Here is a 17369-nt window from a genome sequence, read left to right as displayed (position 1 = left end):
TTCGCTACATTTGCCCTAACCCAAATTTAGTAATCCTTGTGACAAACGTCAACTAAAGGTTTGAAATGAAAAGACCCTCCAGCAGAAAAGCAGATCAACTAAGACCCCTTACTTTTGAAATAAACGTATCTAAACATGCAGAAGGTTCCTGCATGATCAAGTTAGGGGATACCCATGTCTTGTGTACAGCAACGGTTGAAGAAAAGGTACCCTCTTTTTTAAAGAATACCAAGAGAGGTTGGATTACAGCTGAATATGGAATGCTACCTCGGGCTACTAAAGAACGTGTTGATCGGGAAGCCGCCCGTGGCAAACAAACGGGCAGAACTCATGAAATTCAAAGACTTATTGGAAGATCTTTAAGATGTATTACGGATCTAAAAGCCTTGGGTGAGCGCCAGATAAAAATTGACTGCGATGTCATTCAAGCAGATGGGGGAACTCGCACAGCTTCTATCACCGGTTCTTATATTGCTCTTTACTTGGCGTTACAGAAGCTTGTTGATAAGGGGCTTCTGGAAAGTATTCCCTTAACAGATTCTGTTGCAGCAGTATCTTGTGGTATTTATAAGGGAGTTTCCGTTCTAGATTTGGATTATGAAGAAGATAGTGATGCCGAGGTAGATGCAAACTTTGTTCTAACTGGAAAAGGAAAAATTATAGAGATTCAAACAACGGCAGAAAAAGGCCCTTTTGAAGAGTCTCAGTTTTTGGAATTGCTAAATTTGGCTCGATCGGGTATTAAAGAGCTAGATCGAAAACAATTGCAGATACTTTTTACAGGGAGGAAAGACAATTGAAACTATCTAAGGGGTTGACGATTGCCTTGGCAACCCGCAATGAAGGAAAAATTCTTGAACTGAAAGATCTGTTCGCATCTTACGGTATTAAGGCTTTATCACTTAAAGAATTGAATATTCTAGAACCAGAAGAAACAGGTGTTTCGTTTGAGGAAAATGCTTTGATTAAGGCCAGGCATTGCGCCCAACATTCAAAACTTCCCTCAGTTGCCGACGATTCGGGTTTGTGCATTCGTGCTTTAGGGGGGCAACCAGGCGTTTTTACAGCGCGTTGGGCGGGGCCCAATAAGGACTATAGCCACGCCATGAATAAGATTTACGAAGAAGTAATTAGTGTGGAAAGCCGCCCCGACAAACGAGCTTCTTTTGTTTGTTATCTGGCCCTGACGTTTCCCGATCAAGAAAACAGTTTAGTTTTTGATGGTAAAGTTGAAGGCGAACTTAGTTGGCCCCCAAAAGGAACTAACAACTTGGGATTTGATCCTATTTTCAAGCCTATTGGCTATGACAAAACATTTGCAGAAATGAGCCTGTCTGAAAAGCAACTCATCAGCCACAGGTCTGAAGCTTTTAAGAACTTGGCGAAGTCTGTTTTGAGTGAGAGTTAAGGGTTTAAGTGTCCTTAGAAAATCTTTTTTCGAATCCTCTTTTAGATGACTATATTAAAAAAGTTGGATACAGGGAATCTGCTAACTTAGTTAAGCTACGTACCCATATGATGAATTTTCCCGGCGGCCCTATGCAAACGGCTCCAGAGGTGACTCAACTTCTGGCTTTCTTAATTCAGACAAGCAAAGCAAAATACGTTCTAGAACTTGGAACATTAGGTGGATACAGTGCAACAGCTATGGCCGAAGCCTTGCTGGAAAAAGGAAAAATTATCACTTGTGATCATGATTCCCACATAACAAAAATTGCGAAAGAATTTTGGGAAGAATTTGGGCATAAAGATCAAATAGAATTAAGGTTAGGACCTGCCCTTGAGACCCTTTCAGAGTTGTTAGACGAAAATCAAGTATTTGATTTTATGTACATCGATGCGGACAAAAAAGCCTATGACCAATATTATGAATATGGTCTAAAACTTTTAAAACCTAATGGGTTGATGGTTCTAGACAACACTTTGCAAAAAGGAAAAATTTCACCAGAAATGGATATTTTGAATCAGAAAATTCACCAAGACAATCGGGTAATCTCATTGTTATTGCCTTTCTCAGATGGGGTGACCCTTGTGCATAAAAGATGAAGTCGTCTTTTGGAATCTATATTCACTGGCCCTTTTGCCTGTCTAAATGCCCCTATTGTGACTTCAATAGCCACGTGCGGGAAAAGATTGATATTAACCAATGGCAACAAGGTCTTTTACAAGACTTGAAGTCCTGTTTATCCGAAACGTCTTCAAAGCAGGTAACTAGTATTTTTTTCGGAGGTGGAACGCCATCTCTTATGCCGCCCTCTTTAGCAGGCAGTTTGATTGATTTTATTTATGCCCATTGGCCTGTTTCAGACCAGGTGGAAATTACCTTAGAGGCCAACCCAAATTCAACGGAAGTTAGCAAACTTAAGGATTTTTCTGCTGCGGGCATTAATCGGATTTCTTTGGGTATACAATCTTTAAATGATGAAACTTTAAAATTTTTAAAGCGAGGGCATACGGCGACTGAAGCCTTGCAGGCCATCGAAAAAGCTCGTCAAGTTTTCCCTAGATATTCCTTTGATCTGATCTATGCACACCCGAATCAAACTCTTGAAACCTGGCAGAAAGAATTGACCCACGCCCTTACGTTAGCAAGCGGTCATTTATCTTTGTATCAGTTGACCATTGAAGAGGGAACGCCTTTTTATTTGGCTTATCATCGGGGTGATTTTACCATGCCGGATGAAGAAAAAAGTGCAGATTTTTATGAATTCACTCGGGACGCTATGCAAGACAAAGGGTACGAAGCCTACGAGATTTCCAATTACGCCCAGCCAGGTCAAGAGTGTGCCCACAATATAACTTATTGGCGCTATAATGACTACATAGGGGTAGGACCCGGTGCTCATGGACGTTTGACGGATTCTACTAATAATAAGTGGGCTATTCGACGACATCGATCCCCAGAAAAATGGTTGGAAACTTGTGGGGAACACGAACGAATACTTTTATCAAAACAGGAAATTTTTGAAGAAATTTTGATGATGGGCTTACGACTAAAAGACGGTCTTCAAATAAAAACACTGATGATCTATTGTCCCGAGCAAGGGGAAAAGCTTTTAAAGTCTTCTAAGTTAGAGCAGCTCCAGAAGGGGAATTTGTTGCATGCGACTAAGGACAGACTTATCTTAACCCCCGCCGGTCAATTGCGATTGAATAGTGTGTTAAAGTATATCGTTACCTAAATTATTTTTCCTGGGCTCTATTCGGAATCCACAAGACTTTCTTAAAGACAACCCACGCCGCCAAGGTGATGGCCAAAAAATAAAGGGGCATGGGCATCAAGGTTCCGTTATGTAACAGACCCATCCCCAAAGTAAATAAGGAAATCACTATATAATAGGATAATCCCAGGAAGGAAGAGGCCGTTCCCGTCACATCCCTATAGTTTTCTAGAGCGACAGAGAGAGAGCTTGAGTTAACCATAATAGACCCAAAACCACTGATGGTTATGGTTATGATGGTTGTTGCAATTAGAAGACTTGGGGCTATCACAACACTATGAGATGCCAAAATCACCCCACAAAACAAAGCTTGTGTTGCCAACATAATATGTAAACCTAGCTGTATGATTTTTAAGGGACCATAATGGTCAAGAAGTTTGCGACAGGCAAAACCTCCCAACACAAGGGCTCCAGACAAGCCAAAAAAAGTTGCCCCATAGGCACTGGGGGTCAGACCTAAGACCTCAATCAAGAAAAAAGGGCCTTCCGCACAGTAACTGAAAAAAATGCCATTGCCAGCCCCTACTAAAAAGCAGAAACCTAAAACTCTTTTATCTCTTAGCAAACGATTCATTGTGTGCAAAATAGGGACCTTTTGCGCAACAGTTCTTTTTTGGTGGGTTTCTGGCAAGAACTTTAGAATGCTAAACCATAACAGTACGCCCCATCCGATCAGAAATAAGAAAATAGCATGCCATCCATAAGACTGATCAATCACTCCCCCTATCACGGGTCCCAAGGCTGGAAATATACCAATGGCGCTTCCCACCAATGCATAAACTTTATTTAATGAGGATCCTTGAAAGGAATCTCTTGTGATAGCCTGACCTAAGACGCTTCCTGTGCTTCCTCCAAATGCTTGAATAAAGCGGGCGGTTAAAAGCATTTCGATAGATTCTGAATAATAGCACCCAATTGTTCCCAAAACATAAACAAGAAATCCCAGCAAAAGATAGGGTTTTCGTCCATGAGTATCTGACAAAATTCCCCATAAAAAAGTACCCACCGCGAACCCCATCAGGTAAATGGTTAGGGTGTATTCCACCCAGGAATCAGGCACTTTTAAAGAATGCGCTATATCTGGCAAAGCGGGGGTATAGACGGTTTCTGACAGAACAGGAAACCCAACGATAAGAATTAACAACCAAAGAGGTAGTGTGTCACTTTTTTTTAACATGGTATAAGCTATATCATAAAATTTACTTCTAATCCCATCAAAAGATAGACAAGGAGAATGTTTTGAATTATACAAGTTCCTAGGCCTAGGTAGCTCAGTCGGTAGAGCAACGGACTGAAAATCCGTGTGTCGGCGGTTCGATTCCGCCCCTAGGCACCACTTAAAGTTAGAACCTTTTGATGATAGCTCCCTCTAAACAACAAATAAAACAAGCAGTCGACCTTTTAGAAAGTGGAGAAGTTGTCGCATTCCCCACAGAAACGGTTTATGGACTTGGGGCGGATGCTTCTAATGAAAAGGCAGTGGCTAAAATTTACGCCATTAAAGGAAGACCTTCCTTCAACCCCTTAATTTTCCATGTAAAAGATTTAGAATCTGCGCAAAAGATAGGCCACTTTAGCGAAACAGCTTTAAAATTAGCCCATGCTTTTTGGCCCGGCCCCCTAACTTTGGTTGTGCAAAAAGCACAGGATGCTCAGGTGTCTATGCTTGCAACGGCGGGGTTGGAAACCATTGCTATTCGGGTTTCGTCTCATCCTGTTTTTCAAGAAATTCTCCAGGATTTTGGAAAACCAATTGTGGCCCCTAGTGCCAACCCTTCTGGCTTTTTAAGTTCAACTAATGCATCCCATGTGGTTCGCAACTTAGGCAAAAAAGTATCCCTGATTTTGGATGGAGGACCTTGTGCAAAAGGTTTGGAATCAACCATTATTGATGCGACGCCAGAACATCCAACAGTTTTACGGTACGGAGCCTTACCCGTGATAGAAATAGAACAATTTTTGCAACATTCCGTCAGAAAAAAAGATCAAGTTGATGCCATCAAGGCACCCGGTCAATTAAAAAATCATTATGCTCCTCGACTGCCATTGCGGATGAATGCTACAGAGTGTTTACCGGGGGAAATATTTTTAGGATTTGGACCTATTGCCTATTCTCCATGGAACTTGAGTGATTCAGGCAATTTGATTGAGGCAGCATCTCGTTTCTTTGCTTATTTACATATGCTGGACGCCTCTGATCTTTATATAGGAATCGCTGTGGCCCCTATTCCTGAGCAGGGGTTAGGGTTAGCCATTAATGATCGTTTAAGGCGGGCTGCGGCACCGAAAGAGTTATGAAACCCATTATTATTTTAGTTGATCCTCAACTGGGGGAAAATATTGGAATGGTTGCCCGAGCCATGGGCAACTGTGACCTTTCGGAATTGCGTCTTGTTAATCCACGGGATGGGTGGCCTAATGAAATGGCTGTCAGAGCGTCTGCTGGGGCGGAAGCCATTTTGGAAAACACCAAAGTATTCGAAAATTTTCAAGATGCTATTGCTGATTTGACCCATGTGGTGGCCACAACGGCCCGACACCGACGACTGGAAAAAATTGTTTTTACAGCCAAAGAAATGGTGCATGATCTTATCACGAGTGGTTATGAGAAGGCTGGAATCGTGTTTGGACCAGAAAAGTATGGGTTGTCGAATGATCATTTATCTTTGTGTAATGCAGTAGTTCAAATTCCAACAAAGCCGGATTTCAGTTCTTTGAATTTGGCCCAAACGGTTTTGATTTGTGCTTATGAGTGGTATCAGGCTGTTCAAACAAATCCCAAGGGTAATTTTAAGAATAGAGAGGGGACTCCCGCCTCTCGCCTTGAAGTTAATTTGTTTTTAGAGCATCTTGAAAATTCCTTAGAGGCTTCTGACTTTTTTCGCCCAGCCCACAAAAAGAAACGAATGCTACAAAATTTGCGCAATATTTTTCAGCGCATTGATTTGACAGAACAAGAGGTCCGCACTTTGAGGGGAGTGATTCGATCCTTGGAAGAAGGACCCCATATCATTTCCAAACCCATATAAACCAGCACTTTCCCCAGTGTCTTCCACGGGATTGACCCATGGATCCATTTCTTTTATGACACTATTCCCAAATTTTTCTTCTATATTTTTTCTAGTTCCGGCATTATCATGAAGAATACAAACAAAATTTTAAATCATGGTTCAATTAACACGTATTTACACAAAAGGGGGCGACAAGGGCAAAACATCCTTGGGGGACGGTAAGCGCGTCTTTAAAGATGATCCCCGAATTGAAGCCATTGGAACCGTGGATGAAGTGAACGCTTGGATCGGTATTTGTCATTTTCACGTTTCTAAAGATTTTCTGGAAGATTTAAATCACATTCAGCATGATTTATTCGATGTGGGAGCAGATTTATGTATCACGAATTCAACCACCAAACTAAAGGTTACAGAACCTCAAGTAACTTGGCTTGAAGATAGAATTGATACTTTAAATATCCATCTTTCTCCTCTGAATTCCTTTGTTTTGCCTGGGGGAACAGCGGCTTCAAGTTATATCCATGGAGCCCGCACTGTATCTCGTAGATGCGAGCGCTCTTTGGTTCATTTATCAAAAGAAGAATCTTTGAATCCATTTGTTTTGTCTTACATCAATCGACTTTCCGACTATCTTTTTGTGCTGGCTCGCTTTGAGAATGACAGAGGAAGAAAAGATATTTTGTGGATTCCTGGGAAAAGTCAGATAATCTTTTAATCTATATTATCTGGCAAAAAGCCACCCACTTGGGCATCCCACAGGGCTTTATACATTCCCTTTTTAGCCAGCAATTCCTTGTGCGTTCCGCTTTCTACAATTTTACCTTGATCAAAAACCATTAGGCGATCCATTTTCAAAAGGGTCGATAGTCGATGAGCAATCACAATCGTTGTTTTGCCTTGCATCAATTCCCATAGAGAGTCTTGAATATCTATTTCCGTTACAGAATCGAGCTGAGAGGTGGCCTCATCCAAAATCAAAATGGGTGCATTTTTCAAAATAGCTCGTGCAATGGCAATCCGTTGCCGTTGCCCGCCGGAAAGTTTAACACCCCGTTCCCCCACTAAGGCTTCATACTTTTGAGGTAGATTTTCGATAAAATCGTGCGCATGGCCGCGCTTAGCTGCTTGCATAACCTCTGCATCGGAGGCCATTAACTTACCATAACGAATATTTTCAAGCAGGCTTCGATGAAATAAAACCGGGTCCTGAGGAATCATCCCAATGGCTTCATGAAGGGAATCTTGGGTTACTTCTTGAATATCTTGCCCATCAATTAAAATACATCCATTTTTTACATCAAACAAACGCAAAATTAAATTCACAAAGGTTGATTTTCCGCTGCCTGAATACCCAACAAGACCAACCTTTTCGCCACCCTTAATGATTACGGAATTATCTTGGAACAATTCCTGCGTATCGTCGTATTGAAATTTAACCTTATCAAAAACAATTTCTCCTCTTGTGATTGTTAACTGTTCAGTCCCAGGTTTATCTTGAATATCAATGGGTAACAGAACAACGTTAAGTCCTTGGGAAATTTGGCCATAGTATTTTGTCGAAATATAAATGGCCTTGTTTGTATCCCACAAACAGTGAGCAATGGACATACCAATACTTAAGATTAAGGCAAAATCCCCCGCCGTAATATGACCTTCTTTAAATCCCTTTACTAATAGGAAGAGGGTGCTGCCTTCGTAGGTAACAAAGCTGATGCCTAAAACAATAAACATTTTCAGGAACCAACCATTGCGCAGTTGTTCTGCTTTGACGGAATGATTTAATTCATGGTTTAGAATTTTGCGTTCCTGAGGAATAGCCGCAAACAAGCGGACATTCATCATATTGCTGATGGTATCAACAATCGTGCCGACAACTTTTGAGCTTTGTTCAGAGGCTGCTTTATTGAATTTGCTACCCGCCCAGCCAAACAAAAGAGTAACAATAAGGGAAACAACAATCCAAACAGTTAGCAAAAGGGCAAACTTAACATTCACAGTCCATAAGGTTCCAATAGCAATCAGCATGGCCATCCCATAGGCAAAAAACCGATCAATAATACATTCCACAAGATCAGGAACACCACTGATCACATCTTTCATTTTATTTCCTAAACTACCCGCAAATTGGTTTTGATACATCTGATGGGAATGCTGCATCATTCTTTCCATCAGAATTTTTCCCAGGTGGCGCTTTAGGGGGGGATAAATATAAATTCCAATATATTCGTAAACACGAAATCCAAATACAACCGTAGTGCGCAAAGCCACATAAGCAATGGCTGGCCAAAATAAAGCTTCATAAGCTTGATGAGGGGCCAAAAACTGGATTCGATCAATAATTGTTTTGATGATGTAGGGTGTTAAAGATAAGTCTGTGGCCCATACGACACAAATAAAAGCTGTTCCCAAAAGTTTCCACTTAAAGGGCATTAAAGACTGTAAAATAAACTTAAACACGGACATGGATGAATATTAGCATAAATGGCGAAAATGGGAATGATGTTGTTTTGGGAATATTTCCGAAAGCAATCAAAAGAATTTATTAAAAATCTTAAGGGTAAATTGATTGCCATCTGCCTTCCTTGGGCTCGATCCAAGGATTCGCGCTCATACTTGCGGGGTACGCTCCACCACCCATGGACCCTCGGGTCGGAACCCGAGGGAATCAATCATGGTAGTGGAAGTCACGGCCCCACAGTTTTACGAAGTAATCGTTAATTTGTGGGAAAGGTAATTATAGGGCAGCGCGGGCCTTGTCCACGATATCCTTAAACGCAGCTTTTTCATGAATCGCCAAATCAGATAGAACTTTACGGTCCATATCGATTTCAGCCTTTTTCAAGCCACCGATAAATTGGGAATAGGTCAGTCCATAAAGACGAACCGCCGCGTTAATACGCTGAATCCACAAAGCGCGGAATTGTCTTTTTCTATTGCGACGATCCCGGTATGCGTATTGCAAACTTTTTTCAAGACGTTCAACGGCAATTCTAAAACAATTCTTAGAACGCCCTCTAAAACCTTTGGATTGATCTAAAATCTTTTTGCGCCTTGCGCGGGAAAAGACACCTCTTTTTACACGAGCCATTTTGAAATCTCCTTATATTGATAATTAACTATTGGGTAATAATCTCAGAACAGCTAAGGCGTCTCTATCGCTTAGCACCATAGTCCCCCGAGAGTCGCGAATCATTCGTGCGCTACGATTGCGCCGAAAGTGATTCTTCCCAGCAGGGGTTCCCTTTACTTTACCAGAAGCCGTCAACTTGAAGCGCTTCTTGGCACTGCTATTTGTTTTCATTTTTGGCATTTAAATAACTCCTTAAGAATAATAATACAATAAGCTTTGAGGCATGCCTGGTTTATAATACAACCGCCAAAAGCTCCACAGCTCTCTCCCCTTTATTAAAGGAAAGGCATAAAGTCCCTGAAAACTAATGCATTTGAATCTATTTTTCAAGCAAAATTTTCAGGGGGTGCAAAAGGAAGAAAAGTTTTCTTTTCTTCCTTAGCGAAATGTGATTAAAATTTTGAATAAAACTTAGATACTAAATAATTAGAACCAAACATGCCGCCTTCTGTGGTCAGAACAAAATCTCCAGTTTTTAATGCTGAAAATAAGCACAGAGAGCTAGAGTTTACCATGGCGGAAGGTCTGATGCTGACGCCTGATGCGGCTTTAATAATTGTCATCATCCCCTTTGCAGGGTCATCTACTACAGCAAGATAAGCTAAGAAGGCCCCATCCTGTGTGGTAGTGCCCAAATAATCCTCTAATTTTTTCTTAAGGGGTTGTGCATCCACATCCCCTACAAGAATTTCGGCCGATTCCTCTTGCCCCATATCTTCCGATTTAGAGGGCTTAGGCAATAATCGCAAAAATTTTTCCCAGTAGTTGTCAATAAAATCACTTAGAGAAACCAAAGCAATAGGAGTGTTCCCTTGATACCCGGTTATTACCCCATCCAATTTAAAATAAATGGTAGGCGTTACAACCCTTCTTCTAGGTTCGTTAATGGGCAATATAGCTAATTGACCAGGCTCCCTAATAATGGAAAAAGATTTTAGCATTAGCCCAAAAAAATCTAATATTTGTTCTTCGGGTATCGAAGTCACAAAATCTAAAGGGACAGTTTTATGTGTCGAGCCTTTCAAGGATTCATCAATGCGGTATATCAGATCCACCACATTGTTTAACTGCTGTGGGATGGGCGAATTTATGGGGGTGCTACCGGCTGTTTCCCACAGCTCTTGATTTAAAGTTTTTGAGTTTAGATGGATATTGCTATCACCAAATGTTAGCGTTTTTCTAGTCTCTGGAAAGGCATCTCTTAATTTTTTATAGGCCTCAAACAACTCACCGAGCTTGACTTTGTTTCCAGAGCTGTCAGAAAATACACTATCCTTCAACCAGAATCTAACATTAGGATTCTCAGCGACAGGACAAAGAAAATCTATGGGGTCTCGATAAGAGATAGCCCCTTCCTTGCTAGTTTTTAACAACTGATGAAAGGTTTTTTCTATAGGGTTAAGAGCTACATGGTCTGCAATTCTATGAAGAGCGCCTGCAACGATGAAAAAAAACTTAGGTTCTCTTTGCTCAAAGGAAGACACTCTGCGGAAAGTTCTTTTGCTTTACTTATGGCGTTTTGTATAGGCAATAAAGCACGTGCACCCACAGGGTAACGCCCACCTTCCCCTCCCACAGAAGCATTGATCTGTTTCTCAAGGTTTTGAGACCTCAAGTCAAGAAAGAATTTTGATCCCAGCTCTACAAGATTGTTGAAAAGGGGCTCCCCTCTTTCTTCATCGTTTAAAAAAGCAGAAAAGCTTGCACAAGGGGCCAAAGCTGCCCCAAAAAAAGCCAATAAACTAACTAACATAAATTTATTTTTCATCGTCGGTTCTCCTGAGTTTTTAAATCATTGAATAGAACTCTCTGCTATCTCTTTCATAGGGAATTGTCAAGAAAAAATAAGGACCTAGAAACAATTTTATAGGTAAACTCCTATAAAAAGGGGAAGAAGAAGTTTCTGAAATAAAACCCACAAGTCACGCTCGCCTAATTTTTGCAATCTTCTATTGCATTCTAAAAATGACTTCGATAACCTTATATCTAAGGAGTACGTTATGCAAAATACATCTATAGAAGTTATCGCTGAACCTACGTACTTAGAGAACGAGTCTGAGCCTCATTCTTCCCAGTTCGTATGGTCTTACCAGGTTACTATTTTGAATCGTAGTGACGAGTCCGTTAAACTGAGGCGTCGCCACTGGAAAATCACCGACTCAAAAGGCGGAATTCATGAAATCAAAGGCAAGGGCGTTATTGGTATTGAGCCCATTTTAAGGCCAGGTGAAAAGTTTTCTTACACTAGCGGGGCTATGCTGAATACGCCGTCAGGCATTATGGCAGGCGTTTATGAAATGGAACGCTTGTCGGGGGGGCGCTTTAAGGTTACCATCCCAACTTTTTCTTTGGACAGCCCTCATGAGAAAGTTTTTTTGAATTAAATGGTTCATTTTGCCTCAATCTTTTACCTTATTGGATGGCTACTTCTTATTCTTTCTGGATTTAGTATTTTTCCAGCAGCTATAGATTTTTTCCGGGGATGTGACGACTATAAAGTTTATCTTTTTTCGGGCGTCGTTATGGTGTTTTTGGGGGCACTTTTTATTTTTTCGACCAGGTCTGAAGAAGAACTGGAATTTGATAAGCGAGATTCCTTTGTTCTGACAGTTATGGCCTGGCTTTTGGTGATTATCTTTTCAGCTATCCCCTTTCTGCTGGCGGGATATAATTTTTCTTGTACGGATTCGTTTTTTGAAACCGTATCCGGGCTTACCACCACAGGGGCGACGGTTCTGGTAAAATTAGATCAAATGCCCTGGGGAATTCTGCTGTGGCGCTCTATTTTACAATGGCTGGGGGGCATTGGAATCGTGGTGATGGCCTTAACCGTTTTGACGGAAATGCGTATTGGGGGGATGGAACTTTTTCAAACAGAATCTTCCGAAAAATCGGAAAAATTTCTGCCGCGCGTCGCCCAAATTGCTAAGATTATTTTTTGGGTGTACTTAATTTTAACAGTACTGTGTTTCGCCTGTTTATGGGCTTGTGGTATGACTTGGTTTGATGCCCTATGCCACAGTTTTACGACCGTTTCAACGGGGGGATTTTCTACCCATGATGCTTCAATCACCTTTTTCAACAGTTTTAAAATTGAAGGAATTTTAACAGTTTTCATGTTCTTGGGTGGGATCACGCAGCTTTCCTTTATTCATCTTTGGGATGGCCGATGGAAAAAATTCTTTGAAGATTCTCAATTTCAATCCTATACGAAAATTTTATTTGCAGCGGTTTTAGCCTTAATTGCCTGGAAATTGATTTATAAGAATGAGGAAGAACCCCTAACGATTATCGTCAAAACCTTGTTCAACTTAACCTCTATCATGACGACCACGGGTTTTGAGTCAACGGATTACACGGCCTGGGGAGGGTTTGCCATTATTTTGGTTTTCTTTTTGCCCTTTATTGGGGGATCAACAGGATCTACCAGCGGCGGCATCAAAGTATTTAGGTGTCAGGTTTTATGGGAAGTGGCTGTGAACCAGCTTCGAAAAATTCGACGCCCCCATGGAATTTATTTACCAAAGTATAACGGGCGCGAAATTTCAAAAGAAGGTTTCAATTCAGTCAGCGCCTTCTTTATCTTCTTTTTAATTTCTTTTGCCATGCTTGCTTTGATTTTAGCATTTTTAGGGTTGGACGCTATGACGGCTTTATCTGCATCAGCCTCTATGCTAACGAACGTAGGGCCAGGAATTGGCGAAGTGATTGGACCCACAAAAACTTATACTCATCTTACAGATAGTGTAAAGTGGGTTCTGATGGTTGGCATGCTTTTGGGGCGTCTAGAACTTTTGACCTTATATGTTCTGTTCTTGAAGTCTTTCTGGAAGGATTAAGCTAAGTTTTTTCCAATCTTTAGGTTCATATAACTGCTCCCATACCAACGATGGATTTGTTTGATGACGTAACCACGTAAGTTGTCGCTTGGCATAATTGCGGGATTTTTGCTGAATTTTTTCAACTGCTTGATCCAGTGAAATTTTTCCTTCTAAATGACTTTCTAATTCTTGATATCCCAAAGTTTTGCTGCAGGTAGGATAGGAAAGACCCCGTTCCCAAAGAATCCGGACTTCATCCAGGGCGCCTTGTTCCAGCATATGAATAACTCTTTGATTAATTTTTTCATACAAGAGTTCCCGAGGAGGCATCAAATTAATCATAAGGGAGGGTATGTTAAGCGCTTTATCGCTCTTTTCTTTTTGCCATTCCGCCAAAGACTTTTTTGTGAAAAGGATAATTTCCAGGGCTCTCATCACCCGTTGGGTGTCTTGAGGAATTAACTTTTTTGCCATCACAGGGTCTCTTTCTTGCAACTGGGCATAAAGGGCATTTTTTCCTTGGGTATCCACAAGGTCTTGTAGACTTTTACGGATGGTTGCAGGAACATCAGGAATGGGGCTTAGGCCCTGTAGAAAAGATTTTATATAGAAGCCAGTGCCCCCAACCAGAATAAAGGTTTTAAAATTTTCTTTTTCTAAAATCTCATGAACCCAAGCTGTCCAACGGCTGGCTGAACATTGTTCTGTTGGATCCAGAATCCCATATAACTTATGAGGGGCTTTGCGTTTGTCTTCATCGGAAGGTTGGGCCGATAAAATAGGAAGTCCTCTATAAAGTTGCATACTATCTGCATTGATAATGCATCCTTGAAAAGCTTGGGCTAAATCAATGGACAAAGCTGATTTTCCAGAAGCCGTAGGGCCTTGAATAATAAAAATTGAAGGACTTATCATAGAGTTTTAATCTCGTGTGGGATAAAAGGTGTTCTTTTTTTTACCACAAAACATTCTTCTTGTATGTGCCACACCTGGTGACAATAAATATGAGCTAAGACCTCTTGATGAAGAGTCAGCACAACGGTTCTACGCTCTTTTGTTGTAAATTCTTTCAATAGGTCCATAACTTGAATTTGGTATCCATCATCTAAATGACTTAATATTTCATCTACAAATAAAATGTTTAAGTTTTTAGAAAGTTGAAAAGCCAGCATAAGGCGTGCCTTTTCGCCACTTGAAAGATGATGAAAAGATTGATTCCACAGGGGGGCTAGATCTAAATTTTCCACGACCGGATGGTCTTTTAATATATTCAGAATATCTTTAACTTGTAGAGACCAAAAGCACAGAGGTTCAGCTGGAATATAGCCCCGAATCTGTGCAAGTTCTTGAGTGGAATAAAAATCTATAGGGCGATGCTTTAAAAAAATCTGTCCTTTGTGTGGGGGAATAATACCAGCCAGGGTTTTAAGAAAAGTAGATTTTCCAGACCCATTATTGCCCAAAATTCCTATAAACTGCCCTCCTAAAACAGACCTAGTCTGATTTACTAAAAGGGATTTTTCTCCCATCCTTAAACATAAGTTTTCAAAAAAGATCATGATTTTTCTTATGGGATTGTAACAGAACATAAATAAAAAACGGAGCCCCTATTAAAGAGGTAATAACCCCAACTTTCATTTCAATACCAGTTGGAATCAAACGTACCAACAGATCAGCCATTAACACAAGGCAAGCCCCCCCCAAGGCAGAAGGTAAAAGCAAAGTACTTGGCTTGTAGCCCACAAAAGGTCTTAAAATATGGGGAACCACTAACCCAATAAACCCAATAATACCTACTAAAGACACTAAAGGACCAATACACAGGGCCAAACCCAAAACAATATATTTGTAAACTTCAGAAGACTTAAATCCCAGCGTATACGCCATATCTTCCCCAAAGGAAAAGGCGTCTAAAGCGTATCGAAATTTCCACAAAATAATCCATCCCAGCCCCGTAAAGGGAAGCAACAGAAGAATTTGTCCATACGTATGATGGCTTAAGGATCCCAGCATCCAAAAAATAGTTTCCATGTGAACATAGGGGTCTTTTGAAAGATTTAAAACGAGAATGGTGAGAGCCCCGAACAGGCTGTTTAAGATAATTCCCCCCAAAATGGTATGGGCGGAATTTTTAGAAGACCAACGATTCATGGCCAGCAGGATAGAAACAACCAATCCAGACCCCAACATACCACTAAGGGGCACAATATAAAGGCTGAAAGATCCAATCCCAAACACTAGAGGACAAATGGCCCCAAAGGCTGCTCCAGACGAGATCCCCAGAATGCCAGGGTCTGCCAAAGGGTTACGTAAAAAACCCTGCAAAGTTGCCCCTGTAAGCCCCAAAGTTGCCCCGCCGATTAGGGCCAAGAGAGTTCGAGGAAGGCGTAGTTCTTGGATCACCATTTGGCAAAGTGAAAAGTTTTCTAAACATGTGGAAAAGGGTAAGGAACCTATGGCTAAAGATAATAGAAAAAGAACAACAAGAAAGCTTATTAAAACGCCGTAAATTGAAGATTTTTTCATGGAAGACACCCATGGAGCTGCTCGATACTTTTTAAACAAGGGCATAGGGTTGCAGAGGTTGGTAGATTAATTGTTTGTGTGTGGTCTACAAGCTTCTTAAAAAAAGGATGGGTGGCTTCTTTCATGTTGGGAGATAGAAAAATAATTTGGTCAAGGGGATGAATCAGCAAGTCTTCGAACTCTAAATAAAACCAACCTGTTCTATCTGCAAAGGCATTTTTGTGCCCTAGTTTATCTAGGACATCAGACCACAAGGTATGTCCTCCCATACTGATTCCTTGGACTCCAAAGAAGGCATAGATTTTTTGTTTCGATCTGGTTTGTAGACTGTTCAATCTATCACACAATTTTTTTGCTTTTTGGGGTCTGCCGAATAGACGCCCTAGTTTCACCCACACCTCTTTTAGTTCTTTTAAAGAACTTGGGGTTTTTAAAATGATAGCTGAGACTTTTTTCTTTTTAAAATAGTTTTTTAAGAAAGGGTCCATTTTATCCATAGAGATGGCAATTTTAATATTTGGGCTGATGAAATCTTCTAGACGCCCCCCATGAGTGGGAACATTTTTCAAAATCTCCTGCTTGGAAGATAGATCTGGAGCATGAGCTAAATAACTGACAGCATAGAACTCTTCGGGCTCTAAAAACTCAGCCAAAAGTTGGTCAGAGCATAGGTCTAAAGAAAGGATTGAGGCAGAAAGGGGAGAGATAGTAAGGAGAAAAAGAAGAATAGTAAGAAAGCTGGATTGCTTCGTCGGGCTATGCCCATCCTCGCAAAGACGGTTTGGTTCGTCGTCACGAGGCCCGAAGGGCCGTGGCGATCCAGCTTTTCTTTTACTCAAGAGGCAGTTCTTCTTCTGCTTCTTTTTTAGATTTTTTAGAGGTTTTGCCCTTATGTTCTTTGTGATCGAATTCCACAACAACAGGAGCGGGCTTTAGTTGAGCTTTTGCTTCTTCTTCAGAAGGAGCAATACTAATCAAAACATCCACACGAATTTCGGGGTGGATCTGTACGGGAACCGTATGAACACCAACAGTTTTAATAGGCTGGGGCATTTTAACCTGAGCCGCTGTCACCATTTCACCTTGTTCAGAAACCAATTTGGCAACATCACGTGCAGAAACTGATCCATACAAAATACCGCCTTCACTGGCTTGACGAACCACAATAGCCTTAAAGTCTTGCAACTTGTGGGCAAAAGATTCAGCCTTGCTATGGAAGTGCTTGTTTTGAGTTTCCAGATGAGCACGCTGAGCTTCAAACTGCTTCATGTTCTCATTGGTTGCTCGCAAAGCCTTCTTTTGAGGAATCAAAAAATTTCTGGCGTAACCGTCTTTTACAGTGACAACGTCACCAAGTGTTCCCAGTTTTTCAATGCGTGTTAGTAAAACAACTTTCATAGGAATCTCCTTAAATCTATTTCACAACGTATGGCATCAAAGCCAAGAAACGCGCGCGCTTAATGGCAACGGACAATTGACGTTGTGCCGCTGCTGACACATAGGTAATCCGGCGGGGCATAATACGACCACGCTCTGTAATATAGCGCGACAAAGTCTTCACATCCCTATAGTCAACTTCAATGGCATTAGGACCACTGAAAGGACAAGTACGGCGGAATTTTCCCATTTTAAGGGATGATCCTGCGGATTCTTTCTTTGG

The 17369-nt window shown here is 41.1% G+C and carries 21 protein-coding genes, 1 tRNA gene and 1 pseudogene; 11 read left to right on the top strand and 12 right to left on the bottom strand.

Annotated elements, in window-relative coordinates; all coding sequences use genetic code 11:
- Window positions 1–65: 65 nt before the first annotated feature.
- From rph to hemW, 4 genes are read left to right on the top strand one after another with little or no spacing between them, the layout of a single operon-like run.
- A complete protein-coding gene (rph, locus tag WCG05_01350; protein MEI8320641.1) occupies window positions 66–800 on the top strand; it encodes a ribonuclease PH in 735 nt (244 codons plus the stop codon).
- Complete coding sequence (gene rdgB, locus WCG05_01345) at window positions 797–1408, top strand: RdgB/HAM1 family non-canonical purine NTP pyrophosphatase (GenBank protein MEI8320640.1); 612 nt, start codon at window positions 797–799, stop codon at window positions 1406–1408. Before rph ends, rdgB begins: the two co-directional genes overlap by 4 nt.
- A gap of 8 nt (window positions 1409–1416) precedes the next feature.
- Entirely contained in the window at window positions 1417–2046 is a 630-nt protein-coding gene (locus WCG05_01340) for an O-methyltransferase (protein ID MEI8320639.1), read from the top strand.
- Entirely contained in the window at window positions 2043–3182 is a 1140-nt protein-coding gene (hemW, locus tag WCG05_01335) for a radical SAM family heme chaperone HemW (GenBank protein ID MEI8320638.1), read from the top strand. Before WCG05_01340 ends, hemW begins: the two co-directional genes overlap by 4 nt.
- A gap of 1 nt (window position 3183) precedes the next feature.
- Here hemW and WCG05_01330 read toward each other — a convergent pair whose 3' ends face one another.
- On the bottom strand, window positions 3184–4398 hold the full coding sequence (locus WCG05_01330) for a multidrug effflux MFS transporter (GenBank protein MEI8320637.1): 1215 nt from the start codon (window positions 4396–4398) through the stop codon (window positions 3184–3186).
- Between the two features lie 83 nt (window positions 4399–4481).
- Between WCG05_01330 and WCG05_01325 the strand changes: the two genes are divergently transcribed.
- From WCG05_01325 to WCG05_01310, 4 genes are all read left to right on the top strand, one after another.
- A tRNA-Phe gene (locus WCG05_01325) sits at window positions 4482–4557 on the top strand.
- A gap of 20 nt (window positions 4558–4577) precedes the next feature.
- Window positions 4578–5519 (top strand): L-threonylcarbamoyladenylate synthase, encoded by a 942-nt coding sequence (locus tag WCG05_01320; GenBank protein ID MEI8320636.1) that lies wholly within the window; start codon window positions 4578–4580, stop codon window positions 5517–5519.
- Window positions 5516–6250: an RNA methyltransferase gene (locus tag WCG05_01315; GenBank protein MEI8320635.1), complete on the top strand. Its 735-nt coding sequence runs from the start codon at window positions 5516–5518 to the stop codon at window positions 6248–6250. Before WCG05_01320 ends, WCG05_01315 begins: the two co-directional genes overlap by 4 nt.
- 136 nt (window positions 6251–6386) lie before the next feature.
- The gene (locus WCG05_01310) at window positions 6387–6947 is read left to right on the top strand and encodes a cob(I)yrinic acid a,c-diamide adenosyltransferase (GenBank protein MEI8320634.1); all 561 of its coding nucleotides are present in this window, start codon (window positions 6387–6389) and stop codon (window positions 6945–6947) included.
- Here WCG05_01310 and WCG05_01305 read toward each other — a convergent pair.
- Window positions 6944–8695, bottom strand: coding sequence for an ABC transporter ATP-binding protein (locus WCG05_01305; GenBank protein MEI8320633.1), 1752 nt, complete (start codon window positions 8693–8695; stop codon window positions 6944–6946). The genes WCG05_01310 and WCG05_01305 overlap by 4 nt on opposite strands.
- A gap of 18 nt (window positions 8696–8713) precedes the next feature.
- On the opposite strand from WCG05_01305, the gene WCG05_01300 reads away from it, so the two are divergent.
- The gene (locus WCG05_01300; GenBank protein ID MEI8320632.1) at window positions 8714–8950 is read left to right on the top strand and encodes a hypothetical protein; all 237 of its coding nucleotides are present in this window, start codon (window positions 8714–8716) and stop codon (window positions 8948–8950) included.
- A gap of 16 nt (window positions 8951–8966) precedes the next feature.
- Here WCG05_01300 and rplT read toward each other — a convergent pair whose 3' ends face one another.
- From rplT to WCG05_01280, 4 genes are all read right to left on the bottom strand, one after another.
- A complete protein-coding gene (gene rplT, locus WCG05_01295; GenBank protein MEI8320631.1) occupies window positions 8967–9320 on the bottom strand; it encodes a 50S ribosomal protein L20 in 354 nt (117 codons plus the stop codon).
- Between the two features lie 24 nt (window positions 9321–9344).
- Entirely contained in the window at window positions 9345–9542 is a 198-nt protein-coding gene (gene rpmI / locus WCG05_01290; GenBank protein ID MEI8320630.1) for a 50S ribosomal protein L35, read from the bottom strand.
- Window positions 9543–9754: 212 nt separating this feature from the next.
- A complete protein-coding gene (locus WCG05_01285) occupies window positions 9755–10846 on the bottom strand; it encodes a hypothetical protein (GenBank protein ID MEI8320629.1) in 1092 nt (363 codons plus the stop codon).
- The gene (locus tag WCG05_01280) at window positions 10768–11130 is read right to left on the bottom strand and encodes a hypothetical protein (protein MEI8320628.1); all 363 of its coding nucleotides are present in this window, start codon (window positions 11128–11130) and stop codon (window positions 10768–10770) included. The genes WCG05_01285 and WCG05_01280 overlap by 79 nt, the downstream gene beginning before the upstream one ends.
- Before the next feature lie 232 nt (window positions 11131–11362).
- Between WCG05_01280 and apaG the strand changes: the two genes are divergently transcribed.
- Both apaG and WCG05_01270 read left to right on the top strand, forming a co-directional pair.
- Window positions 11363–11746, top strand: coding sequence for a Co2+/Mg2+ efflux protein ApaG (gene apaG / locus WCG05_01275; protein ID MEI8320627.1), 384 nt, complete (start codon window positions 11363–11365; stop codon window positions 11744–11746).
- Window positions 11747–13201 carry a TrkH family potassium uptake protein gene (locus WCG05_01270; protein MEI8320626.1) on the top strand — a complete coding sequence of 485 codons (1455 nt, stop codon included), beginning with the start codon at window positions 11747–11749 and terminating at the stop codon, window positions 13199–13201.
- Here WCG05_01270 and miaA read toward each other — a convergent pair.
- The 6 genes and pseudogenes from miaA to rpsR form a co-directional block, all read right to left on the bottom strand.
- Window positions 13163–14098, bottom strand: coding sequence for a tRNA (adenosine(37)-N6)-dimethylallyltransferase MiaA (gene miaA / locus WCG05_01265; GenBank protein MEI8320625.1), 936 nt, complete (start codon window positions 14096–14098; stop codon window positions 13163–13165). The genes WCG05_01270 and miaA overlap by 39 nt on opposite strands.
- Complete coding sequence (locus WCG05_01260; protein MEI8320624.1) at window positions 14095–14712, bottom strand: ATP-binding cassette domain-containing protein; 618 nt, start codon at window positions 14710–14712, stop codon at window positions 14095–14097. The genes miaA and WCG05_01260 overlap by 4 nt, the downstream gene beginning before the upstream one ends.
- Window positions 14713–14728: 16 nt before the next feature.
- On the bottom strand, window positions 14729–15709 hold the full coding sequence (locus WCG05_01255; GenBank protein MEI8320623.1) for an iron ABC transporter permease: 981 nt from the start codon (window positions 15707–15709) through the stop codon (window positions 14729–14731).
- Window positions 15706–16548: a hypothetical protein gene (locus tag WCG05_01250; protein MEI8320622.1), complete on the bottom strand. Its 843-nt coding sequence runs from the start codon at window positions 16546–16548 to the stop codon at window positions 15706–15708. Before WCG05_01250 ends, WCG05_01255 begins: the two co-directional genes overlap by 4 nt.
- Window positions 16541–17107, bottom strand: coding sequence for a 50S ribosomal protein L9 (rplI, locus tag WCG05_01245; GenBank protein ID MEI8320621.1), 567 nt, complete (start codon window positions 17105–17107; stop codon window positions 16541–16543). Before rplI ends, WCG05_01250 begins: the two co-directional genes overlap by 8 nt.
- Before the next feature lie 16 nt (window positions 17108–17123).
- A pseudogene (rpsR, locus tag WCG05_01240) lies at window positions 17124–17330 on the bottom strand (30S ribosomal protein S18).
- Between the last annotated feature and the right edge of the window lie 39 nt (window positions 17331–17369).

The sequence above is a fragment of the Alphaproteobacteria bacterium genome (genome assembly GCA_037146715.1).
In the GTDB taxonomy this organism is placed as follows: Bacteria; Pseudomonadota; Alphaproteobacteria; order UBA7879; family UBA5542; genus JBAWWO01.
This window is presented reverse-complemented; position numbering and strand designations above follow the sequence as displayed.